Source organism: Kiloniellales bacterium (genome assembly GCA_030064845.1).
Taxonomy (GTDB): domain Bacteria; phylum Pseudomonadota; class Alphaproteobacteria; order Kiloniellales; family JAKSDN01; genus JASJEC01.
Genome location: JASJEC010000001.1, coordinates 156175 through 180821, shown reverse-complemented (window position 1 = coordinate 180821; position 24647 = coordinate 156175). Strand labels below are relative to the sequence as shown.

The window sequence follows — 24647 nt, the reverse complement described above, 5'->3', positions numbered from 1 at the left end:
GGTGGGGCTGACGCTGTTAACTATACGGTAGATTCGCGATCACCCAAGTTTTCTTCCACGGGAATCGACGGTATAGCGAGCTTATGGTTAATTAATTCTGCGGTCTTGTGCCTTTTACGTGTCCTTATAGTTGGATTTCTCTTTAGGCGTCTCGCTTGCCTCGTTCCTGACCTCCGCCAGATCTCGAAGAATCGGACAATCGGGACGCTCGTCGCCCTGGCAGCGGTCGACCAGGTCGGTCAGGGCGGCCTTCATGGCCGTGAGCTCGGCGATCTTGGCATCGATCTCGATCAGATGGCGATTGGCCAGATCTTTGACTTCCGCGCTGGAGCGCTTCTTGTCGCGCCACAGAGCCAGCAGCCGCGCGACGTCGTTGACCGCGAAGCCGAGCCGCCGGGCGCGGCGAATGAAGCGCAGCGTTTCGATATCCCGACGTTCATAGCTCCTGTATCCCGACTCGGTGCGCCGAGCCGGGCCGATCAGACCGATCGACTCATAGTAACGGATCGTCTTAGCGGGAACCCCCGACTGGCTCGCGGCTTGGCCGATATTTATAGTCCAGCCTCCTTCACAGTCTAACTTGGCGCAAGCGCAGGGCGTTGGCGATCACCGACAGGGAGCTCAGGCTCATGGCCGCCGCCGCGATCATGGGGTTCAGCGTGAGACCGATCAGCGGATACAGCAGCCCGGCCGCGACGGGCACCGCAAGGCCATTGTAGCAGAAGGCAAGAAAGAGGTTCTGGCGGATGTTCGTGAGTGTGGCGCGGCTCAATCGGCGGGCCCGAAGCACGCCGCGGAGATCGCCCTTGATCAGGGTTACGTCGGCGCTGGCGATCGCGGCGTCGCTGCCGCTGCCCATGGCGAGCCCGACATGAGCCTGGGCCAGGGCGGGCGCGTCGTTAATGCCGTCGCCGGCCATCGCGACCAAGCGTTCCTGGTCCTGGAGGGCCCGCACCAGCCGTAGCTTGTCGGCGGGCAGCACCTCCGCCTCGATCCGATCGATGCCGAGTCGTCCTCCGACCGCTGCCGCGGCCTCGGCGGTGTCGCCGGTCATCATCACTATCGTGACACCGTCTCGGCGCAGCCCGCGCAGCGCCTCCTCCGTCGTGGCCTTGATCGGATCGGCCAGGGTGAAGAGGCCGGCGACCTCGTCGCCGACGCTGAGGATCACCGCCGTCTCGCCCTCGGCGGTGAGGTCCGCAAGAATCTCATGGATGTCGCTCGTGTCGACCGACAGGGTCCGCATCATCGCCGCGTTGCCGAGCGCCGCCGGCGTGCCTTTCACCACGCCCCGCACACCGCGGCCGGGCTCTGTCTCGACGGAAGCGACCGGCGACAAGCCAATCCCGGCGTCCCGCGCGGCCCGCAGGAATGCCTCCGCCAGGGGGTGCTCGCTGCCCTGCTCAAGACTGGCGGCGATCGCCAAGACCGCCTCCTCTGACCTGCCCCCGAGCGTCACTGTCCGCGTCAGGCGGGGGCGGCCCTCGGTCAGGGTTCCGGTCTTGTCGACCACCAGCGTGTCGACCCGTTCAAGGGTCTCCAGCGCTTCGGCGTTCTTGATCAGGACGCCGGCACCGGCGCCGCGTCCGGATGCCACCATGATCGACATCGGCGTCGCCAGTCCCAGGGCGCAGGGACAGGCGATGATCAGGACCGCGATCGCACTGATCATGGCGTGAGCCAGTCGCGGCTCCGGACCGAACCAGGCCCAGAGTGCAAAGGCGAGCAGCGCGATCGCCACGACCGCCGGCACGAAATAGCCGGACACCCGGTCGGCCAATCTCTGGATTCGCGCACGGCTGCGCTGCGCCTCACCGACCATGCGGACGATCTGTGCCAGCAGCGTTTCCCCGCCGACCCGTTCTGCCGCCATGACGAAGCCGCCGGTGCCGTTCAAGGTGCCGCCGATCACGCCATTGCCCGGCCCCTTCTCGACCGGTATGGGCTCGCCCGTGATCATCGATTCGTCGATGCTGCTCCGCCCCTCGAGGATCCGTCCATCGGCAGGGACTCGCTCGCCCGGGCGCACCCTCAGCCGGTCGCCCACCTCCAGCGCGTCGAGCGGGACATCTTCCTCGCTGTCGGCGCCGATGCGGCGCGCCACTCTCGGTGCCAAGGCGAGCAGAGCGCGCAACGCCGTGGTCGTTCTTGCCCGCGCCTTTAGCTCCAGAACCTGACCGAGCAGCACTAAGGTCACGATGACGGCCGCCGCCTCGAAGTAGAGCGGTACCGAACCCGATTCGCCTCGGAACGTCGCAGGGAACAACTCGGGGACGAGCAGCGCCATCAGGCTGGCCAGGTAGGCGGTCCCGGCGCCCAGCGCGATCAGGGTGAACATATTGAGCTGGCGTGTCCTGAGCGAGACCCAGCCGCGCTCGAAGAGCGGCCAGCCGGCCAAGACCGCGACGCTCGCCAGAACGCCTTGGAGCCATCCCGACCAGGCTTCGCCGATGAAAGCGGCAGCCGGAACCATGTCCGACATCGCCACGACAACAACCACCAGCGTCGGCGGAAAGGCGAGCCAGAGCCGTCGCGTCATCTCGGCCAGTTCAGGACTGGCGCCGCTGTCCTCGGCGGGGTCGGCGGGCTCGAGGGCCATGCCGCAGGACGGGCAGGCGCCCGGCCCCTCGTTCTCCACTTCGGGACACATCGGACAGATGAACAGGCCCGGGCGCCCGGGTGCCGCGCGCCGCACGCTCGCGCCGGCATGATGCCCGCAAGAGCCCGGCGCGTGGCAGCGTGGGCTCTCGCCGGCGTGTTCCAGCGCCCCTTCCAGGGCGCGAGATTCGTTTCCCTGCCTTGTCATGCGCCCGATATGAGGCTTCCAGTAACTAGAAGGTCAAGCCCGCGATCGCCTTGGTCCCTCGGCTTTCACCGCCTGGGCCTTGCTGATATAACCGGAGCAGCCGCTAGGCGCGGCTCCAGGCTTACGCTTCTAACGTTTTGATATGTTTCTCTTAATCGACAACTACGACAGCTTCACTTACAACCTCTTCCATTTCCTCGGAGAGCTTGGCGCCGAGGTTACCGTGAAGCGGAACGACGCCCTGGGGGTGGCCGAGGCACTGGCGATGGAACCCCAGGGAATCGTTCTCTCTCCGGGTCCCTGCGATCCTGATCAGGCGGGCATCTGCCTGGACCTGGTCGAGGCGGCGGCCGGCCAGCGGCCAATCCTGGGGGTCTGTCTCGGCCACCAGGCGATCGGACAGGCTTTCGGCGGCCGGGTCGTGCGCGCACCGAGCCCGATGCACGGCAAGACCAGCGAGGTCCGCAACACCGGAGAAGGCGTTTTCCAGGGTTTGCCCGAACGCTTCGAGGCGACCCGCTACCATTCCCTGACCGTCGAGCGGGACAGCCTGCCGGATTGCCTCGAGATCACGGCGGAGTGCGACGAGGGCGTCATCATGGGGTTGCGCCACAAGGAACTCCCGGTTCATGGCGTCCAATTCCATCCGGAGAGCATCGCCACCGAACACGGCCACGCCCTGCTGAAGAACTTCCTGACAATCGCCGGGAAGAACGATGTCTGAGCGGTCGAAACCGACGGGCACGCGGAGTCCGGGCCCGTGACCGGTGACATGAGCAACCTCAAGGAGCTTCTGGGCCAGGTCGCGACCGGCCAAGTGCTGACCGAGGTGCAGGCCGAGCGGGCCTTCGACATCATCATGTCGGGCGATGCCACCCCGGCTCAGATGGGCGCCTTCCTGATGGCGCTGCGTGTGCGCGGAGAGAGCGTTGCCGAGATCACCGGCGCGGTCCGCGCCATGCGGGGCAAGATGCTGACCATCGAGGCGCCAGCTGACGCGATCGATGTCTGCGGAACCGGCGGCGACGCCTCGGGCACCTACAATATCTCGACCGCCAGCCAATTCGTCATCGCCGCCTGCGGCGTACCGGTCGCCAAGCACGGCAACCGGGCCCTCTCGTCCAAGAGCGGCGCCGCCGACGTGCTGGCGGCCCTGGGTGTCAATATCGAGGCAGACCTGCGCCTGGTCGAGAAGGCGCTTAGGGAGGTCGGCACTTGTTTCCTCATGGCACCGCGGCACCACAGCGCCATGCGCCACGTCGGCCCCACCCGGGTCGAGTTGGGCACCCGGACGATCTTCAATCTCATGGGGCCCCTGTCGAACCCGGCGCGGGTCAAGCGCCAGCTCGTCGGCGTCTTCTCGCCGGACTGGATAGAGCCCATGGCCCAAGTGTTGAAGGGGCTCGGCCACGAGGCGGCCTGGGTGGTGCACGGCGCCGACGGACTTGACGAGCTGTCCACGACCGGCCCGTCGCAGGTCGCCCAGCTCAAGGACGGGGCGGTGACCACCTTCGAGGTGAGCCCGGAGGACGCCGGCCTGCCGACGGCCACGCTGGACGATCTGGCCGGCGGCGACGCCGCCCGGAACGCCGAGGCGCTGAAGGCCGTCTTGCAGGGCGAAGCGGGTCCCTACCGGGATATCGTGCTCTACGGCAGCGCGGCGGCCCTGGTGGTGGCCGGCAAGATCGAAGACTTGAAGCTTGGCGTCGCCATGGCAAAAGACGCGATCGACAGCGGCCGGGCCGCCAAGGTGCTGGAGGGGCTGGTGGCGGTCACCAACGAAGGAGCGGACGCGTGAGCGATGTCCTGGAGCGGATCTGCGCCGACAAGCGGGCCGCGGTCGAAGCGGCGAAGGCGCGGGTCGGCCTCGCGCAGCTCGAGGCATCGGCGCGCGAAGCCGGGCCGGTCCGCGGCTTTCGCCAGCGCCTGATCGCGCGGTCGGCCGAGGGCGCGCACGCCCTGATCTGCGAGATCAAACGGGCCTCGCCGAGCAAGGGGCTGATCCGGGCGGACTTCGATCCGGCCCGGCTTGCCCGGGATTACGAGCGGGGCGGCGCCGCCTGTCTTTCCGTCTTGACCGACGAGCCCTACTTCCAGGGCAGCGACGCCCATCTGGTCGACGCGCGGCACGCCGCAAGGCTGCCCGTCCTGCGCAAGGACTTCATGCTCGACCCCTACCAGATCGTCGAATCGAGGGCGGTCGGCGCCGACTGCATCCTGCTGATCATGGCCGCGCTCGACGACGGCCAGGCGGCGGAGCTGGAGGCCTGCGCCCGGGACTGGGAGATGGACGTGCTGATCGAAGTCCACGACCGGGAGGAACTGGAGCGCGCGCTCGCGCTCGCGTCGCCGCTGATCGGCATCAACAACAGAAACCTCAAGACCCTGGCGGTCGACCTGGCGACCTGCGAGGCGCTGGCTCCGCAAGTTCCGGCCGACCGGCTGGTGGTCGCGGAGAGCGGCCTCTACGAGCCGGCGGATCTGGCCCGGGCCTACGCGGCCGGCGCCCGGGCTTTCCTGATCGGCGAATCCCTGATGCGCCAAGACGACGTCGCGGCGGCGGCGGCGCGCCTGGTGAAGCGCCAGTCGGTTCCGGCCGGCTGACCGCCCCGAGATGCCGCGCCTCACCCACTTTGACGCGGAAGGCAAGGCCGTGATGGTCGACGTCTCGGCCAAGGCCGAAACCACGCGGGTGGCCGTCGCCAAGGGCGCGGTCTACATGGCCGCGGAAACCCTCGCCTTGATCCGCGACGGCGGCGTGCAGAAGGGCGACGTGCTCGCCGTGGCCCGGCTCGCGGGCATCATGGGTGCCAAGCGGACGGCGGAGCTGATCCCGCTCTGCCACCCCCTGCCGATCACTTCGGTCGAGCTCGACCTGCAGCTGGACGAGGCGCGCAACGCGGTCGACATCGCCGCGACCTGCAAGGTCACGGGGAAGACGGGCGTCGAGATGGAAGCCCTGACCGCGGTCTCGGTCGCGGCCCTGACGATCTACGACATGTGCAAGGCGGCGGACCGCGCCATGCGCATCGGCGACATCCGCCTGACGCATAAATCCGGCGGCAAGTCAGGCACCTACGAGGCGTCTTGATGATCCCCGTCGAGGATGCGCTGGCCCGTGTCACAGCGGCGGTCGAGCCGCTCGAGACCGAATTGGTGAGCCTCTCCGAAGGTCTCGACCGCGTCCTTGCCGAAGATCTTCACGCCCGTGTCACTCAGCCACCCTGCCCGGTATCGTCGATGGACGGCTATGCGGTCAGGAGCGTGGACCTCGCGAAACCGCCGGTGACGCTGACCATGGTCGGCGAGGTCGCCGCGGGCGGGCGCCACGATGAAGCCCTCGCGGCGGGCCAGACCGTCCGAATCTTTACCGGCGCACCCCTGCCCCCGGACGCCGACGCAGTGGTGATCCAGGAAGACGTGACCGCCGAGGGAACCCGGGTCACCTTCCCGGAACCGGTTGCCGCAGGCCGCTTCGTCAGGCCCGCGGGCCTCGACTTCAAGGCGGGAGAACTCGGCCTCCCGGCCGGCCGCCGCCTGTCGCCGCGCGATATCGGCTTAGCCGCGGCCATGAACGTGCCGTGGCTCACGGTGCATCGCCGGCCCCGCATCGCCGTGCTCTCCACCGGCGACGAGCTGGTCCTGCCCGGCACGGCGCCGGGTCCGAGCGAGATTGTTGCCTCCAACGGCTTCTCGCTCTCGGCCTTCGTCCGCCTCTGCGGCGCCCAGCCGCTCCATCTCGGCATCGCCGAGGACTCGCCCGAGGCGCTGCGTAGCCGCCTCGAAGCGGCCCGTGGTGCCGACCTTCTGGTGACCTCGGGTGGCGCGTCGGTCGGAAAGCACGACATCGTCGGAAGCGTCCTCGAGTCGCTCGGCATGGAACTCGACTTCTGGCGGATCGCGATGCGCCCGGGCAAGCCTCTGATGTTCGGGCGCATGGGGGCGCTCCCCGTGCTCGGCCTGCCCGGGAACCCGGTCTCCAGCCTGGTCTGCGCCGAACTCTTCCTCAAGCCAGCGATCGACATCATGCGGGGCTGCCGGGACGAGCCGCACCGCACCCGGCGCGCCACGCTGGCCGGCGGCCTCGCCGCCAACGACCGGCGCCAGGACTACTTGCGCGCGCGTCTGCGCGAGGAAAACGGGCAACTCCTGGCCGAACCTTTCGAGCGCCAGGACAGCGCCATGCTGGCCGTTCTGGCGGAAGCCGACTGCCTGATCGTGCGGCCGCCTCACGCGCCTGCCGCCGAGGCCGGAGAACCGGTCGACATCCTGCCGCTTTCGGGCTGCTTTCCCGCAGGTTAAGGGGACAAAGTTGTGGCGCGGTGCGATCAAGGCCGCCGTAAGCTTGACGTCTGAAAAGAACTAAACTAGAACATGCGCGTGAGTTTACGTTTTGTTCTAAATCTAGTGGTGACCCAGAGGGGGCGACAGGATCGGCCATGTTGACCAAGAAGCAGCATCAGCTCTTGCTCTACATCCACAACCATCTCAGCACACAGGGTGTCTCGCCCTCGTTCGACGAGATGAAGGACGCCTTGGACCTCAAGTCGAAGTCGGGCATTCACCGTCTGGTCACGGGGTTGGTCGAGCGCGGCTTCATTCGCCGCCTGCCACACCGGGCCAGGGCTTTGGAGGTATTGCGACTGCCCGACGGCTCCAAGCCGGGCGCCGGCGGCAGCTTCGCGCCGAAAGTCATCGAGGTGGACTTCACGGGCCAGCTTTCGGGCAGCGAGGCCGCCGAGCCGGGCGACACCGTTCAACTGCCGCTCTACGGCAAAATCGCCGCGGGCACGCCGATCGAAGCTCTGCGCGATTATTCGAACTTCGTCGACGTTCCGAGCAGCCTGCTGCGGCGCGGAGAACACTACGCGCTCGAAGTCGAGGGCGACTCGATGGTCGATGCCGGGATCCTGGACGGCGACACGGTCCTGATTCAGCGGCGCGACGTCGCCGAGAACGGCTCCATCGTCGTGGCGCTGGTCGACAACGAAGAGGCCACCTTGAAGCGCTTCCGCAAGCACGGCAACTCGATCGCCCTGGAGCCGGCGAACAAGGAATACGAGACCCGCATCTTCCCGGCCGATCGCGTCAGCATCCAGGGTTGCCTGGTCGGCCTGATCCGCAGCTACTGAGACGATTGGTGCGGCCGGCCCCAGTCTCCGGCCGCGCCGCCTCGCCGTGAGCCGTGCCGGTGCGCGTCCGTTCCGCCGCCCTGGACGATTTCCTGGCTCTTTGCCGTCTCTACGCCGAGCTCAATTCCGAGCGGCCGCCCCTGACCGGTGCCAGGGGCGAAGAACAGTGGCGCAGGCTCTTAGCCCATCCGGGAACTGATGTCTTCGTCGCCGATGCCGGAGACGGCCCGCTCGCCGCCGTGACGCTCCATGTCCTGCCCAACATGACCTACGGCGGTGCGCCCTACGCCCTGATCGAGAACGTCGTTGCGGCCACCGACAGGCGCGGCGAAGGCTTGGGCCAGGCGGTCATGGCGCACGCCGTCGAGCAAGCCCGGTTGGCCGGCTGCTACAAAGTCATGCTGTTGACCGGACGGCTGCGCGGCGCCGCCGGCTTCTACCGGAAGCTCGGCTTCAACGGCGACGAGAAGACAGGGATGATCCTGCGGTTCGATAAAACCCTCTAGATCAGATCGCGATTGAATGGACTCGCCCAGTGCGATCCATTCAATCGCGTGAATCTGCTCTACCTCTAGGCTGTAGAGCGGATCCACATGTTTGGTCGGAACCACGAACTGGTTCCGACCAAACATGATCCGCTCTAGCGCTGCCTCACCCAGGGCCGACGACCGCGATCGCCCGCCACGGTCTCGATCGTCAGGCCGCGCGGATGTAGCCAGATCGCATGGGCGCCCTCGCGCCAAAGGTCGAAGAGGTCGATCACCGCGGCCGGCTTCGGACAGCGACCCCGGAACGGCTCGAGGCTGATCAGCACGCCGGCCCGACGGCAGTCCTCTTCCAAAGCCGCCCCGCTGAGCGCGAAGGCGACCAGGTGCTCTTCGATACGGGCAACGCACCCGGAGGAGTCACAGAGCAGCGGCGACGCCGGGTTCTCCTCCTCGAGCGGCCAAGGCTCGGCGCTCCCCTGCCCGGCCCGGCGCAGCCAGACACCGGCGGTGAAACTCTCGCGCCGGGTTGTCGACAGCCAGAGCCGGCCGTCGGGGTCGCGCAGGGCGAGCAGCCGCCCGCCCCCGTCGACCAGAATGTCCGGGGGCGTGACCCACAGCGCCGCAGCGATCCCGAGCCCGACGGCGCCGAGTCCGAAGAGCCGCCAGGGTCGCCGCCAGATGCAGAGCCAGAGACCGCCGAGGATGACACTCACGAAGGCGGCGAAGGAGCTCGCCTCGATCAACCGGACGGCTCCCGGCAAGGCGGCGACTTCGCGGGCCACGGTAAGGATCACCGACACGCCGCCGCTCATGACCGTCAGCGGCAGGGCTTCGAGTCCGAACGGCAATGCGAGGTAGGCGACCATGGCCGCCGGCATGACCCAGAACGCTGTGACCGGCACCGCGATCAGGTTGGCGAGCAGCCCATAGGTCGCCATGCGATTGAAGTGGTAGGCCGCGAAGGGTCCGGTCGCGACAATGGCGATCACCGAGGTCAGGGCGACACCGGCGAAATAGAGCGCGGCGCCTCGAAGAGGTCCGCGCCCGCCCACGGCGCCCGCGAATCGACCCCTCAGCGCTTCATAGGCGGCAACCAGCGCGACGACAGCGGCGAAAGACATCTGGAAACTCGCCGTCAGCAGGCTCTCCGGCGCCGCCAGAAGCACCACCACGGCGGCCCAGGCAACCAGCCTCAGCGAGATCGCGCTCCGGTCGAGCAAGACCGCGAGCAATGCCAGGGAGACCATGAGGAAAGCCCGCTGGGTGGGAATCGTCGCGCCGACCAGGAACAGGTAGGTCAGAGCGCCTGGCCAGGCGATGACGGCCGCCCACTTCTTGATCGGATAGCGCAGCGCCAGGGCGGGCACGCCGGCTAGGAGGGCGCGGACGGAGAAGAACAGCAGACCTGCCACCAGCCCGAGGTGAAGGCCGGAGATGGCGAGCAGATGGGCCAGGCCGGCGTCGCGCATGGCGACGATAACGGACTCGGGGATGGCGCTGCGGTCACCGGTCATCAGCGCGACGGCGACGGCACCGTTTGCGTCCGGCACGCGGGCAAGGACCCTCTCGCCCACGGTCTGACGCAGCTCGGCCCACCAGAGCCGCCAGCGGGTCGAGAAGCCGCGGTCGTCTTCCCGATGGGCGCTGCCGCGGAGTGTTACATGTGACACGGCAAAGCCGACCGCCCCGATCCGCTCGAAGTAGGCCCGGCGGGCGAAGTCGTAGGATCCCGGCGCAGCGGGCTCGGGCGGCGGGCGCAGCACGGCGCGAAGCTCGATCCAGTCGCCCGGCGAGATCCCCGCGGGATCGCGGCTGGTCAGGCGCAGGCGCGCCCGCGCCGGCGTTGGACCCCGGAGCCCCTCGATCTCCAAGGCGCGGAGCACGATCCGCTCGCCGGCAGCGCGCGGCGGCGCCGCGACAACCTGCCCGACCACCCGTGTCGGCCCGATCCGTTCTTCGAGCACGGGCGCGGCGACCAGCGCGACGCGAAACTGGGCAACGGCGAAACCCAGAGCGATCGCGCCGAGCAGTAATCCCAGGATGCGCCCGCCCGGCAAACGGTGCGTCGCGGCGACCAGGCCGAGTACGGCGCACAGCAGTGCCGGTCCGAGCCAGCGATGGGGCTCGGCCGGCAGAAGAAAGTAGAGTCCGATCCCGGCGCCGAGCGCGACCGGCAGCCAGAGGACCCAGCGGTCCTGCTCGTCGGTCAGCTGCCGTGCCAGTCCTTGGCCCAGCGGCCTCAGTTTGCGAATTTCATCCCGGGCCCGGTCCATTCTCGACCCGGAACCGAGAGCCTGTCCCTTCAGGGATGCCATCGCGTCATGCCCCGTCCGGCAAGTATTATGGCGGAGCAAGTTCGAGATGGATAGCGGCCGGGATCTCCGGTGAACCGGCTGCGACATGGCACCTCGTATCCGCATGTGTTAAACCACCGCTCTTCTAGGATGATCCATCAGCAGCGCGCACCGCGATGACCGTCGTCACCCGTTTCGCTCCCTCGCCGACCGGATTCCTGCACATCGGCGGGGCACGGACGGCGCTCTACAACTGGCTCTTCGCCCGGCATCACGGCGGCCACTTCCGCTTGCGGATCGAGGATACCGACCGGAAGCGCTCCACCCAGGAGGCCGTCGACGCCATCCTGGGCGGCATGACCTGGCTCGGTCTCGACTGGGATGGAGACGCGGTCTACCAATTCGCCCAGGCGGAGCGGCACGCCGCCTGCGCTAGGACGCTCTTGGCGCAAAGTCGGGCCTACCACTGCTACTGCTCGCCCGAGGAACTCCAGGCCATGCGCGAAGAGGCCCGCGCGGCGGGACGCGCCCGACTCTATGATGGACGCTGGCGGGACCGCGACCCTGCCGACGCGCCGGCCGGCGTGGATCCCGTGGTCAGGCTGAAGGCGCCGCTCGACGGCGAGACGGTGATCGATGACCAAGTTCAGGGCCGGGTGACCGTCGCCAACGGCCAGCTCGACGACATGGTTCTGTTGAGGGCGGACGGCACGCCGACCTACATGCTCTCCGTGGTCGTGGACGATCACGACATGGGGATCACCCACGTCATCCGCGGCGACGACCACCTGACCAACGCCTTTCGGCAAACGCAACTATACCGAGCGCTCGACTGGGAACCACCTGCCTTTGCCCACATTCCGCTGATCCATGGATCGGACGGCGCCAAACTGTCGAAACGCCACGGCGCGCTCGCCGTCGAGGACTATCGGGACATGGGCTACCTGCCTGAGTCGCTCAGAAACTACCTTCTGAGGCTCGGCTGGTCCCATGGCGACGATGAGATCATTTCGACCGAGCAGGCCGTCGGCTGGTTTGACCTGGACGGCGTTGGGCGCTCGCCGGCGCGGTTCGACCCGGATCGCTTGGACAGCCTGAACGCGCACTACATCCGCGAGGCGGCAACCGAGCGGCTGGTCGGACTCGTCGCCGACCGGCTCGAAGCGGCCCAGGGCCGACCGCCCGACGAAACCGGCCTCGCCCGCCTCGCTGAGGGCATGGCGGGGCTGCGAACGCGTGCGAAGACAATCGTCGAGCTCGCGGAGAACGCCGCCTTCTACACGGCCCGGCGACCCCTGGAGCTCAGCGACAAGGCCCGAAAGCTGCTCGCCGACGGGGGCTCCGAGACGCTTTCGGCACTTCACGAACGCTTGGCTGAACAGGCGACCTGGGAAGAGGAGGCGCTCGAGCTCGCCGTCCGCCAGTTCGCCGAGGCGCGGGCGATAAAGCTCGGTAAGATTGCACAACCATTACGGGCTGCCCTCACCGGCTCCCATGCCTCTCCAGGGCTGTTCGAGGTTATGGTGGTGCTGGGTCGGGAAGAAAGTCTGAACCGGATCGCCGATCAAACGGCGATCTGAGCCCGGCCGAGGTCCCGATTGATCCCCCGGGCCGGAAACTCTATTCTCCGGCTAAACTTTCGGTCGCAGACGAAGGAGTCGCCATGACAACGACCTCCGGCGAGGCAAGCGCGGTCAAGAACAGCTTTACGCTCACCGACAACAGAAACGGCCGGTCCTGGGAGATCCCCGTGATGGACGGCACTGTGGGGCCAAGTGTGCTCGACGTGCGGAAGCTCTATGCCGACACCGACATGTTCACCTACGATCCAGGCTTCACTTCTACCGGAAGTTGCGAGTCGAAGATCACCTATATCGACGGCGACCAGGGCGTCCTGCTGCATCGGGGTTTTCGGATCGAGGACTTGGCCGAGCACAGCGACTTCATGGAGGTCTGCTCCCTGCTGCTCTACGGCGATTTGCCCAACGCGAAGCAGAAAGCCCACTTCGAGCGGGCGATCACCTACCACACCATGCTGCATGAGCAGTTGAACTATCTCTATCGCGGCTTCCGGCGCGACGCGCATCCCATGGCGATCATGGTCGGGGTCGTTGGCGCCCTCTCGGCCTTCTATCACGATTCGACCGACATCAACGATCCCAGGCAGCGGATGATCGCGTCTCATCGCCTGATCGCCAAGATGCCGACCATTGCCGCTTGGGCCTACAAGTATTCCCTCGGCCAGCCATTCGTCTATCCGCGCAATGATCTGAGCTACGCTGAGAACTTCCTCTACATGACCTTCTCGGTCCCCTGCGAGGAATACAAGATCAGCCCCACCCTGGCCCGCGCCATGGACCGGATTCTGATCCTCCACGCCGACCACGAACAGAACGCGTCTACTTCGACGGTGCGCATCGCCGGCTCGAGCGGCGCCAATCCTTTCGCCTGCATTGCGGCCGGCATCGCCTCGCTCTGGGGCCCGGCCCACGGCGGCGCCAACGAGGCGGTCCTCAACATGCTTCAGGAGGTCGGACACAAGGACCGGATTCCTGAGTTCATCGAACGCGCCAAGGACCGCAACGATCCCTTCCGCCTGATGGGCTTCGGCCACCGGGTCTACAAGAACTACGACCCCCGGGCGACCGTCATGCGCAAGTCCTGCCATGAGGTCCTCGGCGAGCTGGGCGTCGGCCACGACCCTTTGCTCGAACTGGCGATGGAGCTGGAGAAGATCGCGCTGGAGGATGCCTACTTCGCCGAGAAGAAGCTGTTCCCCAACGTCGACTTCTATTCCGGCATTATTCTCAAGGCCATGGGCTTCCCGACCTCGATGTTTACAGTGCTCTTCGCAGTCGCGCGAACTGTCGGCTGGGTCGCCCAGTGGAAGGAGATGATCGAGGATCCGGGCCAGAAGATCAGCCGGCCGAGGCAGCTCTATACTGGCGAATCCGAGCGGCCCTTCGTGCCGATCGACCAGCGGGCCTGAAGCCGTTCCTGGGCGCTCTAGAGTTGATATTGAGCGGATTCACATGTTTTGACGGAACTGCGGCGCGGTTCCGTCAAAACATGATCCGCTCGAGGCCCCGGCTCAGTCGTCCATGATCATGGCCGCGAAACGGGCTTGGGCAACCACCTGCTCGTCTACCTTTGCCTGAGCCGCGAACTTCCAGACGTTGCCTCGGTGACGTTCCTTCTCGACGTGGATCCTCAGCGTGTCGCCGGGAAACACCGGCTTGCGGAAGCGTGCCTCGTCGATCGACATGAAGTAGACGAGCTTGCCGGCTGCCGCCCCTTCCAGGGTGTACACCACAAGGACACCGGCGGTCTGCGCCATGGCTTCGACGATCAGCACGCCCGGCATCACCGGCTGACGCTGAAAGTGCCCCTGGAAGAAGCCCTCGTTGATGGTGACGTTCTTGATCCCGACGGCGCTGACATCCGACTTCAAGTCGACGACCCGATCAATCAGCAAGAAGGGATAGCGATGCGGGATCATCTCCATGATCTGCATCACGTCCATGGTGGCCAGTTCCGCCCCCTGTTCGACCTGATCGTTCATCGCGCCCTTCCACTTCCCCGCGTCGTCCTAAGCCGATAGCAATAGCCGGGCGGCCGCGCAATACCCGCGCGCCTTCGCGGGCCCTGCCGACCGTTGCGATCCGGGTGCGCCGGGGACATGCAGGCTAGTTCTTCAGCGTGGCGATATCGAGCTGCGGCAGCCTCTGATTAAGCCGCTCCAGCGCTTCCCGGGTAATCTCCAGATCCGGCTTGACCAGAACAACAGCGCTTTTTTCCAGCACGATGTCGACCTCCCGCTCCTTGGCGATCTCCTGGGAGATCTCGACCAGGAGCCCCCGGATCTGGTTCATCCCACGGGCGAAGAGCCGTTCCAAGTCGCGCTTGTGTGACTGGATCTCTCGCTGCAGGGTCACCACCCCCTCTTCGAGCTCCCGGCGGCGGGTGTTAAAGACGTCGGCGGTCAGGACCCCGCGCTGGCGCTCCAGTTCCTGGCCGGCGGCGCGCAGGCTCTCTTCCTTGCCGCGCAGTTCCTCTTGATTGCGCGCCCGCTCTTCGTCGACGTGCTTCTGCAGCCGCATAACCGCGGTCGCCTCCCGATAGATCCGCTGGGTGTCGATCACGACAATGCCGAACTCGGTCTGGGCGTCGGCCGGACCGCTCGAACCTACCAGCATCAGGCCCGCAAAAGCGGCGAGCACAAAGCAGATGGAGGTCGTTCGTCGCATTCCTCAGAACCTGGTTCCAAAGCTGAAATTGAGCACCTCGGTCTCGTCGAACTCCTCCTTGATTACCGCGAAGCCGAGGTCCACCTGGATCGGACCGAACGGCGAGTTCCAGGAGAAGCCGCCGCCGACGGAGACGCGTGGCGATGAGGAATCCTCGAGTTCGATCCTGCTGGTATCCCCGTCGACATCCCACGATGCGCCGATATCGGTGAAAAGCCGTCCCCGGATCTGGAACTCCTCAGGCAGACCGAGCGGGAAGCTTATCTCGGCGGTGCCCGAGTAGAACTTCTTGCCGCCGAGCGCGTCGTTGCCGCTGCTGGCCGCATCCCGCGGCCCCACGCCGGCGAACTCGAAGCCGCGCAGATTGTCAGGTCCGATGAAGAAGCGGTCGCTCACGCGCGTGTCCTCGCCCAGCGGCAAGATGAGGCCCCCTTCTGCCCGCGTCGTCCACGTTACGTCGCCGAACAGCGGAAAGTAGAACGACCCGCCGATCGTATTCTTCAAGAAGCGCAGATCGCCGCCAAGGCCGACAAATTCGTTGGTAACGGTTGCCGCGTAGCCCTCTCTCGGATCGAAACGGGAGTCGCGTTTGTCGTAGGACAGCTCCTGGTTGATGCTGGATACGATGTAGGTATCCAAATCATCGATCACCAAGAGCGAGGCCCCGTCGTCGGCGTCCTCCAGCTCTTCGCGCGCCAAGGAGTAGCGTACGACCTGCCGCAGATCCTCGACAATGTCGTAACCGGCACGCAGGGATCCGCCGATCCGTTCTTCGTCGAACGAGCTCTCGCTCTGCTCCGACGTTAGACGGAAAACATCGAAGCCTGCGGAGAGGTTGCGGTCCAGAAAGTAGGGTTCGGTGAAGCTTAGGTTCAGCCGCGTGGTGTCGGCTGAGACGGCGAAATTCAATCGCAAGTCCTGTCCGCCGCCCAGCAGGTTTCGTTCGCGCAGCCCGACGTTGCCGATGGGACCGGCCGTTGTCGAGAAACCCGCACCGAAGGACAGGTCGCCGGTAGACTGCTCTTCGACCTCGACGGTGATCACCGTGCTGTCGGGGCGTGTCCCCGGCTCGTTCGACACATCGACCCTGCTGAAAAAGCCGAGGTTCTGAATCCGCTGGCGCGATCGCCTGAGACGCGCGGAATTGAAGGCGTCGCCCTCGATCAGCAGGAACTCGCGCCGGATCACCTTGTCCAAGGTGCGCAGGTTACCCTGAATGTCGATGCGCTCGACATAGACCTTCGGGCCTTCCCTGATCTCGAAGTTGATGGCGACGACCTTGGTATCCCGGTCTCGCTGTAGCCGCGGATTGACGTCCACGAAAGCGAAGCCGAGATTGCTCAGCCGTTCGGTAAGATTTTCGATCGACGCCTCGACAAGCGAGGCGTCGTACCAATCGCCCTCCTCGATGACCAAGTCCTCGCGCAGGATCTCGGGGTCGAGGTTTCTCAGGCTGGTGGTGATATCGATCGCGCCGACGGTATAGCGCTCGCCCTCCTCGACGGTGAAGGTGATGATGAATCCAGAGCGGTCGGGCGTCAGTTCGGCGATCGCCGAGACCACCCGGATGTCGGCATAGCCCTCGTTAAGGTAGAAGCGCCGCAAGAGCTCCCGGTCGAAGGTCAGGCGGTCGGGATCGTAGGTGTCGGTGCTGGAGAGAATCCGCCAGAAGGCCGTTTCAGTGGTCGTGATCTGATCGCGCAGGGTACTGTCCGAAAAAGCCCGATTGCCGACGAAGTTGATCGCGATGATCTCCGTCTTGGGTCCTTCGTTGATCTCAAAGGCGAGATCGACGCGGTTCTGCGGTAGTTCGATGATCTTCGGGTCGACCGTGGCGCCGAATCGGCCGGAACGACGATAGAGATCGACAATCCTCTTTACGTCGTTCTGAACCTTGGTCCGAGTGAAGACCACCCGTGGCTGAAGGTCGATCTCGCCGCCCAGGGTCTCGTCGTCGATCCGCTCGTTACCCTCGAAGGCTATCCGATTGACGATCGGGTTCTCCACCACGGTCACGATCAAGGCATTGCGCTCGCGGCGCAGGGTAACGTCGGCGAAGAGACCGGTGGAAAAGATGCTCTTGAGGGATTGGTCGAGCCGGATCAGATCGAAGGGGTCGCCGGGATTGAGCCGGAGGTAGGAGCGTACGGTCTCGGGTTCGATCCGCTGAGTCCCTTCAACACGAACCTCCTCGATGATGCCCCCTTGCTGGATCGTCTGGGCCAGTGACGTCCCGTGCCAGGTGGAGAAACTTCCAAGGAGCAGGGTAACGGCAACTGCGACCGCCCGCAGCGGCATAAGCCCCAAACCTACCCCCCATCACTACGCTTACGTGGCTAGATTCTCGAGGAAATCCAGGACATTCAGGTGGTTCACGATGTCGTTCCAGGTCGCGAACACCATCAAGCTGAGCACCAGGGCGAGGCCGATCCGGAAGCCGTATTCTTGAGCACGTTCGCCTAACGGCCTGCCTCGCAGCGCCTCGATGGAATAGAACAATAAGTGCCCGCCGTCCAGCATGGGAATGGGAAAGAGGTTGATCAGGCCGAGATTTATCGAGAGCAGCGCAATGAAGGAGATGATCATGGCCAGGCCCACCTCCGCGACCTGACCGGAGAGCTTGGCAATACGCAGCGGGCCGCCCAGTTCCTCGACGCTACGCTTTCCGACAAGCATTTGCCCCACGGCCTTTAGCGTGCCGGTGGTCAAGGAGACGGTCTTGACCGTGGCCCGCCAGATCGCGTTCACCGGACCGTGGCGCACCACCTCGATCTGCGATCCGCCGATGCCCAGGCGGCCGATCTTCTGCTTGTTGCCCAAGCCGTCGGTGATCTCGGTTATGGTGGGCCGAGCGGTAAGGGTTACCTCGCGGCCGCCGCGCAGGACGACGATCTCCAGCGTTTCCTCTCGAACCAGGGAGACGTGGTGCTGGATCTCCTCGAAACTGTCGATGCGCCAGCCGTTGATCTGAACGATCCGGTCCTGGGGTTCGAAACCAGCGCGCTCGGCCGCCGAATCCTCGACCACGCTGCCGACTACCGGCGGCGTGTGGGCCTCGCCGACCACCATGAAGAACCCGGCCAGGAGAACGATCGCAAACAGGAAGTTCGCGATTGGACCGGCCGCCACGATCCAGGCGCGCTGCCCGAGGGGCTTGCATGGAAAAGCCTCGGCCCTCTCGTCATCGCTCAGCCCGTCGAGCCCCTGCTCCGGCCGGCTCGCGGCGTCGGCGTCCCCGAACATCTTCACGTAGCCGCCGAGGGGTATCAGGCTGATCTTCCAGCGAGTCTTGGCGCGGTCGGTCCAGCCGAAGAGCTCAGGACCGAAGCCGATCGAGAAAACCTCCACGCGAACGCCGAACCGCCGCGCCACCAAGTAGTGGCCGAGTTCGTGGACGAACACCAATATCGTTAAGATCGCGAGGAAGGGCAGACCGAAGCCGTAGAGACCGCTAGGGACTTCCATGTGCTATCTTCCTGTTTCGCCCTTAACTTTCCACGCCGAGTACGGTTCGGCTTGAGCCAAAACTCTATTTGGCCCTGCGATCCCTTTACATAGGATAAATCGTCCGACCTGCAAAGAGGCGCATGCCGTCAGGCGGATCGTCCCGTGAGCCTCTCGGCCACGGCACGGGCTTCCTTGTCGACCATATCCACGTCCTCGAGGCTGCGAATCGCGATGTTGGGCACCTCGGCCAGAGCGCCCTCGACGATCCGTGGAATATCGAGGAACCCGGTCTCGCCATTAAGGAAGCCGGCAACGGCGACCTCGTTGGCTGCGTTCAGGATTGTCGGGGCGCAGCCGCCGGTCTTGAGCGCCTCCCGGGCCAGGGTTAATGCCGGGAAGCGGAGCGGATCCGGCCGCTCGAAGGTCAAGCGGCCGATCTCCGCCAGGTCGAGCCGGTCCACCGGCGCCGCCATGCGGTCGGGCCAAGCCAGCGTGTGAGCGATCGGCGTCCGCATGTCGGGTTGGCCGAGCTGGGCCAGGACGGAGCCGTCGACGTAGGCGACCATGGAGTGGATGACCGACTGCGGGTGAACCAGGATGTCGATCGACGCCTCCTCCATCTGGAAGAGATGGTGGGCTTCGATCAGCTCCAGCCCCTTGTTCATCATGGATGCGGAATCAACAGAGATCTTGGCGCCCATGTCCCAGTTCGGGTGGGCCACGGCCTGCGCCGGCGTGACGCGCGCCATCTCCTCTCGGTCGAACTCGCGGAAAGGACCACCCGATGCGGTCAGAATGATCCGCTCGACCGCGTCCATGTTGTCGAGATCGAGTACCTGGAAGATGGCGTTGTGCTCCGAATCCACGGGCAGCAGCGTGGCGCCGTGACGCGCTACTTCCGAGACCATGAGCGCGCCCGCGCAGACCAGGGTCTCCTTGTTCGCCAGAGCGACAGCAGCGCCCCGGCGCACCGCCGCCAGGGTCGGTGCCAGCCCGGCGGCGCCGACGATGGCGGCCATGACCCAGTCGGCCGGCCGTTCCGCGGCCTCGACCAGGGCTTCGGCGCCGGATTGGGCCTCGACATCGCTGCCCGCCAGGGCGTCCTTGAGCGCCCGGTACCGGCTCTGGTCGCTGATCACCGCGACCTTCGCGCGCAGCTGCTTCGCCTGCTCCGCCAGAAGCTCCACATTGGTGTGGGCGGTCAGCGCCTCGACTTCGAAGGAGTCAGGCTGACGGGTGACGAGATCGACCGTATTGCAGCCCACCGATCCGGTGGAACCGAGAATGGTGATCTTGCGAAACCGTTCGCCGGTCTCGACCCGATCTGAAACAAGCGCCATGGTCAGAAAGACCCCCCCTTTGCCCACACTATCAGAGTTAAGAACAGACCGGCGGCCAAAACGCCGTCCAGACGGTCCATGAAGCCGCCGTGACCGGCGATCAGGTTGCTCGAATCCTTTACCCCGAAGTGCCGCTTGACCCAGGACTCGAAGAGGTCGCCGCCCTGCGCGACCAGGGCCAGGACGGCGCTCAGCGCCGCCAGGGCAAGCGGGTCGGACCACGTCACCAGGGCCCCGGCCGCGGCGCCTACGGCCGCTGACGAGACTACGGCGCCGCCGAGGCCAGCCCAGGTCTTGTTTGGGCTGAGGCGCGGCGCAAGCTTTGGGCCGCCCAGGCCACGTCCCGCGGCATAGGCGCCGATATCGGTCGCCCATACGGCGAACAGCAGCCACAGAACGAGCCCCAGTCCCTGTTCGGGAACGCCGCGAAGCCAGACCAGCGCCATGGCGGGCAAGGCCGCGTAGACCACGCCGGAGGCGTACCAGATGGAGACCCGGTCCTGGACCGTCTCGCTCCGGCCCAGCACAGCGGCTCCCATTGCGCCGACCAGAACGATCCAGCCACCGAGCCGAAGCTCCCCCAAGCTCGCCGCGCTCAGGGCCGCGACCACGGCGGCGACGGACAGATAGCCGGCCCGGGTCAGTTCACCGGCCCCGCATATCCGCGACCACTCCCACGCCAGCACGCCCGCGAGCACCGTGGCCATCAAACCGAAGTAGGGCCAACCCAGGAACGTGAGCAACAGGACCGAGGGCCCCAGAAGAAGGGCCGAGACGATCCGCAGCGTTAGATTGCCTGCGTCAGCTGGAGCCAACCGCTGCACCGTACCGCCGGTCGCGCTGGAGGAACTCGTGAATCGCATGGGTAAAGTCTTCCTCGGAGAAGTCCGGCCATAGCCTGTCGATAAAGACCAGTTCGCTGTAGGCCAGCTGCCACAGAAGAAAGTTGCTCAGCCGCTGCTCTCCGCTGGTTCGGATCAGAAGATCGGGGTCCGGTATGCCGACCGTGGCCAGCTCTCCGGAGAAGAGCGTCTCGTCCAGGTCGTCGGGGTCGAGGTCCCCGGCCACGGCACGCGCGGCGAGCCGCCTGGCCGCCGCGACGATCTCTTGCCGCCCGCCATAGCTGAGCGCAACAGTCAACTTCAACCCTGGGTTGGCATCCGTCAGCTGCTCGGCGTCGGCGATCAGCCGGACGATGTCGAACGGCAGGCGCGTGCGTTCTCCGATCACCCGCAGGCGGACGTGGTTCTCGTGCAGCTTGCTGATCTCGCTCTGCAGATAGCGGCGCAAGAGGCCCATGAGGTCGTCGATCTCGGTGCTCGGACGCCGCCAGTTCTCCGACGAAAAGCCGAACAGGGTCAGGTAGCCGACCCCGAGTTTGCTGGCGCAGGAGACCACGCGGCGGACCGTTTCTATGCCTTGACGATGTCCCGCCGTCCGCGGCAAGCCGCGCGCCTTGGCCCATCGCCCGTTGCCATCCATGATGATGGCGACATGGGTCGGCGGCCGGTCCAGAACCTGCGTCTTGATCGCCGTCATGCTGTCAGACCTGCATGATCTCCGATTCTTTCTGGGCCAGCACCTCGTCGATCGTCTTGATGTGGGAGTCGGTCATCTCCTGGATTTCATCGGACCAGAGGTGGTGCTCGTCCTGGGACAGCTCGCCGTCCTTCTCCATCTGTTTCAGCGACTCCATGCCGTCCCGGCGCACGTTGCGCACAGCGACGCGAGCCTGCTCGGCGTACTTGCCGGCGATCTTGCTCAGCTCCAGACGACGCTCCTGCGACAGCGGCGGGATCGGGACCCGCAGCAACTGGCCTTCTGCCGCCGGGTTGAGGCCCAGTCCGGAATCCCGCACAGCCCTTTCGACCGCACCCACAAGGGAGCGGTCCCAGACCTGCACGGTGATTAGCCGGGGTTCGGGAACGCCGATGGTTCCGACCTGGTTCAAGGGCATGCTGGCCCCGTAGGCCTCGACCTGGATCGGCTCGAGCAGGCTGATCGATGCCCGCCCGGTCCGCAGTCCCGCGAACTCCCGGTGCAGGGCATCGAGGGCTCCGTCCATGCGCCGTTTCAGATCCTTGATGTCTGGGTCCGCCACGGTTCAGTCCTCGTTGTTGATCAATGTGAAGCGCCCCTTGCCGCAGACCACCTCGGCGAAGGCGCCCGGTTGGTAAATCGAGAATACCAGAATCGGGATCTTGTTCTCCCGGGCGAGAGAAATAGCGGCGTGATCCATCACGTTCAGATCCTCGGTCAGGACCCGGTGGAACGAAAGCCGATCGTAACGCTTGGCGTCCTCGACCTGGACCGGATCGGCATCGTAGACGCCGTCGACCTTGGTGCCCTTGAGCAGGACGTCGCACTCCATCTCGAGTGCGCGCAGGACGGCCGGCGTATCCGTGGTGAAATAGGGATTGCCGGTGCCCGCGCCGAAGATGACCACCCGGCCCTTCTCCATGTGGCGAATCGCCCGCCGCCTGATGTAGGGCTCGGCGACGCTGGTCATGGGTATGGCGGTCTGCACACGGGTCTCCAGGCCGAGTTGCTCGAGGGCGCTCTGCAGCGCGAGCGCGTTGATTACGGTCGCCAGCATGCCCATGTGGTCGGCGGTCGTGCGGTCCAGGCCGCCCGCGGCCCCTGCCAAGCCGCGAAAGATGTTGCCGCCGCCGACCACGATCGAGACGCCCACACCGAGTTCCCTGACCTCACCCACGTCCCTGGCGATGCGGTCGATGAACGCCGGATCCAGACCGTAATCCTCGTCACCCATGAGAGCTTCGCCCGAAATCTTGAGCAAAACGCGTTTATAAAGTGGCGAGTTTTTCATGATTTCCGGGAGTACAAGGGCTCTTCGCTGTTACCGGCCTCTCCGGCGGACCCACACCGCGACCCGAAGCGGGACACGGAAACGCTTCGGCCAACGAGAGGACCGGCCGTGATGAAGGGGTGCGCGGGAGCGCGCACGACGCACGAGGGCGCCCGTAGGCGCCCCCAGGGTCAACCGCCGTCGACCCCCTCACCCACTTGGAAACGCACAAATCCGGCAACCTTGACGTCGCTGCCGAGATCCTTGGATGCGTTCTCCAGGACTTTGCGTACCTTGTTCTCGTTGTCGATTACGAAGGTCTGCTCCAACAAGCAGACCTCCTCGTAGTACTTCCGCAGGCGCCCTTCGACCATCTTGGCGACGATCTCCTCGGGCTTGCCCGAGGCCCGGGCTTGTTCGGCAAGAACGTCACGCTCGCGGTCCAGGGCGCTCCGGTCGACGTCGTCGACGTCGACTGCCTGGGGCGAAGCTGCGGCGACATGCATGGCGAGCTGCTTGCCGAGCGCCTGCAGTACGGCCGTGTCACCGGCCGACTCTAGGGCCACCAGCACCCCGATTTTGCCGAGGCCTTCGTCGACCTTGCTGTGGACGTAGGAGGCCACGACTCCCTGGCCGACAGAGAGGCCGGCGCTTCGCCGCAGTTGCAGGTTCTCTCCGATCACCGCGATCAACTGCGTCAGCTCGTCCTCGACGTTCCGGCCAGCGCCGGGATAGTCAGCCTTCTTAAGCGCCTCGAGATCGCCGCCCGCATCCAGGGCCAGGGCGCCGCAGGTCCGCACAAAGCCCTGGAACTTATCGTTTCGTGCGACGAAGTCGGTCTCGGAGTTGACTTCGACGGCAGCGCCCTTGCCGTCGCGCGCGACGACGCCTATCAGGCCCTCGGCCGCGACGCGCCCAGCCTTCTTCGCCGCGGCGGCCAGCCCCTTCTTGCGCAGCCAGTCCACCGCGCTCTCGAGCTCGCCGTCGGCCTCGGCCAAGGCCTTCTTGCAATCCATCATGCCGGCGCCGGTCCGCTGACGCAGCTCCTGAACCTGCCTTGCCGTAATCTCGGCCATTTCGTCCGTCCTTCGTCCGCTTCCGTCAGTTTGCTCTTGTCAGGACGCGCTAGCCGCCGCCTCTGCCTTGGGCTCTTCGGCCTTGGGCTCCTCGGTCTGAGGCTCCTCGGTCTGGGGCTCGTCCGTGGTCGCGCTCTTGCTCTCCTCGGCGGCCGGGGCCGTTTCGTCGGCTGCCGCCGTCTTCTCCTCGCCCCCCTGGGCCGCAGCCGGCTCTTCCGGCAGAGCCTCGCCGGGGGCTTCCTCCGATTCGCCCAGGTCGGTCCCGCTCGCCACCATCTCCTGCTGAATACCGTCGAGCACGGCTTCGGCCATGAGATCGCAGTAAAGGCTGATCGCCCGGATCGCGTCGTCGTTGCCGGGGATGGGGTAGGTTACGCCCTCGGGGCTGGAATTGGAGTCGAGCACTGCGACCACTGGGATGCCGAGCGTGCCGGCCTCGGCGATGGCGATATGCTCTTTGTTGGTATCGATCACGACTAGGACATCGGGCAGGCCGCCCATGTCCTTGATACCACCCAGCGCGCGCTCGAGCTTGTCCCGGTCCCGCGTCAGGTTGAGCAGCTCCTTCTTGGTCAGGCCGAGATCTTCTTCAGCCAGCTTCTCTTCCAGGGACCGCAAGCGCTTGATAGAATTGGAAATAGTCTTCCAGTTGGTCAGCATCCCGCCGAGCCAGCGATGGTTGACGTAGTACTGGCCGCAGCGCTTCGCCGCGTCGGAGATCTTCTCGGCCGCCTGGCGTTTGGTGCCGACGAAGAGGACGCGGCCCCCACCCGCGGTGATCTCGCGCACGAAGCCGAGCGCGTGGTGGAGCATGGGAACGGTCTGCTCGAGATCGATGATGTGGGTATTGTTGCGCTCGCCGAAGATGTAGGGGGACATCTTGGGGTTCCAGCGCCGGGTCGTGTGGCCGAAGTGGACGCCGGCTTCCAGGAGCTGGCGCATGGTGAAGGTCGGCATGGTCATATGTCGTTCTCCGGTTATGCCTCCGTGGGCCGACGATCCGGAAGG

22 protein-coding genes and 1 pseudogene are annotated in these 24647 nt (G+C 65.8%); 9 read left to right on the top strand and 14 right to left on the bottom strand.

Annotated features, from left to right (window positions below; all coding sequences use genetic code 11):
* Nucleotides 1–114: 114 nt before the first annotated feature.
* Both cueR and QNJ67_00815 read right to left on the bottom strand, forming a co-directional pair.
* Nucleotides 115–555: a Cu(I)-responsive transcriptional regulator gene (gene cueR, locus QNJ67_00820; protein MDJ0607491.1), complete on the bottom strand. Its 441-nt coding sequence runs from the start codon at nt 553–555 to the stop codon at nt 115–117.
* A gap of 13 nt (nt 556–568) precedes the next feature.
* The gene (locus QNJ67_00815) at nt 569–2806 is read right to left on the bottom strand and encodes a copper-translocating P-type ATPase (GenBank protein MDJ0607490.1); all 2238 of its coding nucleotides are present in this window, start codon (nt 2804–2806) and stop codon (nt 569–571) included.
* 142 nt (nt 2807–2948) lie between these two features.
* Here QNJ67_00815 and QNJ67_00810 point away from each other — a divergent pair, with 142 nt between their 5' ends.
* From QNJ67_00810 to QNJ67_00780, 7 genes are all read left to right on the top strand, one after another.
* Nucleotides 2949–3530, top strand: a complete 582-nt coding sequence (locus QNJ67_00810) for an aminodeoxychorismate/anthranilate synthase component II (protein ID MDJ0607489.1) — start codon at nt 2949–2951, stop codon at nt 3528–3530.
* Nucleotides 3531–3578: 48 nt separating this feature from the next.
* Nucleotides 3579–4604, top strand: a complete 1026-nt coding sequence (gene trpD, locus QNJ67_00805; protein ID MDJ0607488.1) for an anthranilate phosphoribosyltransferase — start codon at nt 3579–3581, stop codon at nt 4602–4604.
* Entirely contained in the window at nt 4601–5410 is an 810-nt protein-coding gene (gene trpC / locus QNJ67_00800) for an indole-3-glycerol phosphate synthase TrpC (GenBank protein MDJ0607487.1), read from the top strand. Before trpD ends, trpC begins: the two co-directional genes overlap by 4 nt.
* A 10-nt stretch (nt 5411–5420) precedes the next feature.
* Nucleotides 5421–5897, top strand: coding sequence for a cyclic pyranopterin monophosphate synthase MoaC (gene moaC, locus QNJ67_00795; GenBank protein ID MDJ0607486.1), 477 nt, complete (start codon nt 5421–5423; stop codon nt 5895–5897).
* Entirely contained in the window at nt 5897–7108 is a 1212-nt protein-coding gene (locus QNJ67_00790; protein ID MDJ0607485.1) for a molybdopterin molybdotransferase MoeA, read from the top strand. Before moaC ends, QNJ67_00790 begins: the two co-directional genes overlap by 1 nt.
* 137 nt (nt 7109–7245) lie before the next feature.
* The gene (gene lexA, locus QNJ67_00785; protein ID MDJ0607484.1) at nt 7246–7938 is read left to right on the top strand and encodes a transcriptional repressor LexA; all 693 of its coding nucleotides are present in this window, start codon (nt 7246–7248) and stop codon (nt 7936–7938) included.
* 59 nt (nt 7939–7997) lie between these two features.
* Complete coding sequence (locus tag QNJ67_00780) at nt 7998–8444, top strand: GNAT family N-acetyltransferase (protein MDJ0607483.1); 447 nt, start codon at nt 7998–8000, stop codon at nt 8442–8444.
* A gap of 134 nt (nt 8445–8578) precedes the next feature.
* Here QNJ67_00780 and QNJ67_00775 read toward each other — a convergent pair whose 3' ends face one another.
* A complete protein-coding gene (locus tag QNJ67_00775) occupies nt 8579–10741 on the bottom strand; it encodes a ComEC/Rec2 family competence protein (GenBank protein MDJ0607482.1) in 2163 nt (720 codons plus the stop codon).
* 155 nt (nt 10742–10896) lie between these two features.
* On the opposite strand from QNJ67_00775, the gene gltX reads away from it, so the two are divergent.
* Both gltX and gltA read left to right on the top strand, forming a co-directional pair.
* Nucleotides 10897–12300, top strand: coding sequence for a glutamate--tRNA ligase (gene gltX, locus QNJ67_00770; GenBank protein ID MDJ0607481.1), 1404 nt, complete (start codon nt 10897–10899; stop codon nt 12298–12300).
* 83 nt (nt 12301–12383) lie between these two features.
* Complete coding sequence (gene gltA, locus QNJ67_00765) at nt 12384–13709, top strand: citrate synthase (protein MDJ0607480.1); 1326 nt, start codon at nt 12384–12386, stop codon at nt 13707–13709.
* A gap of 102 nt (nt 13710–13811) precedes the next feature.
* Here gltA and fabZ read toward each other — a convergent pair whose 3' ends face one another.
* From fabZ to rpsB, 11 genes and pseudogenes are all read right to left on the bottom strand, one after another.
* Nucleotides 13812–14282, bottom strand: coding sequence for a 3-hydroxyacyl-ACP dehydratase FabZ (gene fabZ, locus QNJ67_00760; protein ID MDJ0607479.1), 471 nt, complete (start codon nt 14280–14282; stop codon nt 13812–13814).
* 124 nt (nt 14283–14406) lie between these two features.
* Nucleotides 14407–14967, bottom strand: coding sequence for an OmpH family outer membrane protein (locus tag QNJ67_00755; GenBank protein ID MDJ0607478.1), 561 nt, complete (start codon nt 14965–14967; stop codon nt 14407–14409).
* Between the two features lie 3 nt (nt 14968–14970).
* A complete protein-coding gene (gene bamA / locus QNJ67_00750; GenBank protein ID MDJ0607477.1) occupies nt 14971–17265 on the bottom strand; it encodes an outer membrane protein assembly factor BamA in 2295 nt (764 codons plus the stop codon).
* 30 nt (nt 17266–17295) lie between these two features.
* Entirely contained in the window at nt 17296–18432 is a 1137-nt protein-coding gene (rseP, locus tag QNJ67_00745; GenBank protein MDJ0607476.1) for an RIP metalloprotease RseP, read from the bottom strand.
* A gap of 128 nt (nt 18433–18560) precedes the next feature.
* Nucleotides 18561–19754 carry a 1-deoxy-D-xylulose-5-phosphate reductoisomerase gene (locus QNJ67_00740; GenBank protein ID MDJ0607475.1) on the bottom strand — a complete coding sequence of 398 codons (1194 nt, stop codon included), beginning with the start codon at nt 19752–19754 and terminating at the stop codon, nt 18561–18563.
* Between the two features lie 2 nt (nt 19755–19756).
* Nucleotides 19757–20617 (bottom strand): phosphatidate cytidylyltransferase, encoded by an 861-nt coding sequence (locus QNJ67_00735; GenBank protein MDJ0607474.1) that lies wholly within the window; start codon nt 20615–20617, stop codon nt 19757–19759.
* Nucleotides 20556–21293, bottom strand: a complete 738-nt coding sequence (locus QNJ67_00730) for an isoprenyl transferase (protein MDJ0607473.1) — start codon at nt 21291–21293, stop codon at nt 20556–20558. The genes QNJ67_00735 and QNJ67_00730 overlap by 62 nt, the downstream gene beginning before the upstream one ends.
* A gap of 4 nt (nt 21294–21297) precedes the next feature.
* On the bottom strand, nt 21298–21819 hold the full coding sequence (gene frr, locus QNJ67_00725; protein ID MDJ0607472.1) for a ribosome recycling factor: 522 nt from the start codon (nt 21817–21819) through the stop codon (nt 21298–21300).
* A 39-nt stretch (nt 21820–21858) separates the two neighbouring features.
* Nucleotides 21859–22584, bottom strand: coding sequence for a UMP kinase (gene pyrH, locus QNJ67_00720; protein ID MDJ0607471.1), 726 nt, complete (start codon nt 22582–22584; stop codon nt 21859–21861).
* Nucleotides 22585–22754: 170 nt separating this feature from the next.
* Nucleotides 22755–23639, bottom strand: a complete 885-nt coding sequence (gene tsf / locus QNJ67_00715) for a translation elongation factor Ts (protein ID MDJ0607470.1) — start codon at nt 23637–23639, stop codon at nt 22755–22757.
* A 210-nt stretch (nt 23640–23849) separates the two neighbouring features.
* A pseudogene (rpsB, locus tag QNJ67_00710) lies at nt 23850–24602 on the bottom strand (30S ribosomal protein S2).
* Between the last annotated feature and the right edge of the window lie 45 nt (nt 24603–24647).

What these genes read in the sequence shown, in the direction of transcription:
- QNJ67_00815 (MDJ0607490.1), bottom strand. Translation starts at nt 2,806, where the DNA reads ATGACAAGGCAGGGAAACGAATCTCGCGCCCTGGAAGGGGCGCTGGAA.
- QNJ67_00810 (MDJ0607489.1), top strand. Translation starts at nt 2,949, where the DNA reads ATGTTTCTCTTAATCGACAACTACGACAGCTTCACTTACAACCTCTTC.
- trpD (MDJ0607488.1), top strand. Translation starts at nt 3,579, where the DNA reads ATGAGCAACCTCAAGGAGCTTCTGGGCCAGGTCGCGACCGGCCAAGTG.
- moaC (MDJ0607486.1), top strand. Translation starts at nt 5,421, where the DNA reads ATGCCGCGCCTCACCCACTTTGACGCGGAAGGCAAGGCCGTGATGGTC.
- QNJ67_00790 (MDJ0607485.1), top strand. Translation starts at nt 5,897, where the DNA reads ATGATCCCCGTCGAGGATGCGCTGGCCCGTGTCACAGCGGCGGTCGAG.
- lexA (MDJ0607484.1), top strand. Translation starts at nt 7,246, where the DNA reads ATGTTGACCAAGAAGCAGCATCAGCTCTTGCTCTACATCCACAACCAT.
- QNJ67_00775 (MDJ0607482.1), bottom strand. Translation starts at nt 10,741, where the DNA reads ATGGCATCCCTGAAGGGACAGGCTCTCGGTTCCGGGTCGAGAATGGAC.
- gltX (MDJ0607481.1), top strand. Translation starts at nt 10,897, where the DNA reads ATGACCGTCGTCACCCGTTTCGCTCCCTCGCCGACCGGATTCCTGCAC.
- gltA (MDJ0607480.1), top strand. Translation starts at nt 12,384, where the DNA reads ATGACAACGACCTCCGGCGAGGCAAGCGCGGTCAAGAACAGCTTTACG.
- fabZ (MDJ0607479.1), bottom strand. Translation starts at nt 14,282, where the DNA reads ATGAACGATCAGGTCGAACAGGGGGCGGAACTGGCCACCATGGACGTG.
- QNJ67_00755 (MDJ0607478.1), bottom strand. Translation starts at nt 14,967, where the DNA reads ATGCGACGAACGACCTCCATCTGCTTTGTGCTCGCCGCTTTTGCGGGC.
- bamA (MDJ0607477.1), bottom strand. Translation starts at nt 17,265, where the DNA reads ATGCCGCTGCGGGCGGTCGCAGTTGCCGTTACCCTGCTCCTTGGAAGT.
- rseP (MDJ0607476.1), bottom strand. Translation starts at nt 18,432, where the DNA reads ATGGAAGTCCCTAGCGGTCTCTACGGCTTCGGTCTGCCCTTCCTCGCG.
- QNJ67_00740 (MDJ0607475.1), bottom strand. Translation starts at nt 19,754, where the DNA reads ATGGCGCTTGTTTCAGATCGGGTCGAGACCGGCGAACGGTTTCGCAAG.
- QNJ67_00735 (MDJ0607474.1), bottom strand. Translation starts at nt 20,617, where the DNA reads ATGCGATTCACGAGTTCCTCCAGCGCGACCGGCGGTACGGTGCAGCGG.
- QNJ67_00730 (MDJ0607473.1), bottom strand. Translation starts at nt 21,293, where the DNA reads ATGACGGCGATCAAGACGCAGGTTCTGGACCGGCCGCCGACCCATGTC.
- frr (MDJ0607472.1), bottom strand. Translation starts at nt 21,819, where the DNA reads ATGGACGGAGCCCTCGATGCCCTGCACCGGGAGTTCGCGGGACTGCGG.
- pyrH (MDJ0607471.1), bottom strand. Translation starts at nt 22,584, where the DNA reads ATGAAAAACTCGCCACTTTATAAACGCGTTTTGCTCAAGATTTCGGGC.
- tsf (MDJ0607470.1), bottom strand. Translation starts at nt 23,639, where the DNA reads ATGGCCGAGATTACGGCAAGGCAGGTTCAGGAGCTGCGTCAGCGGACC.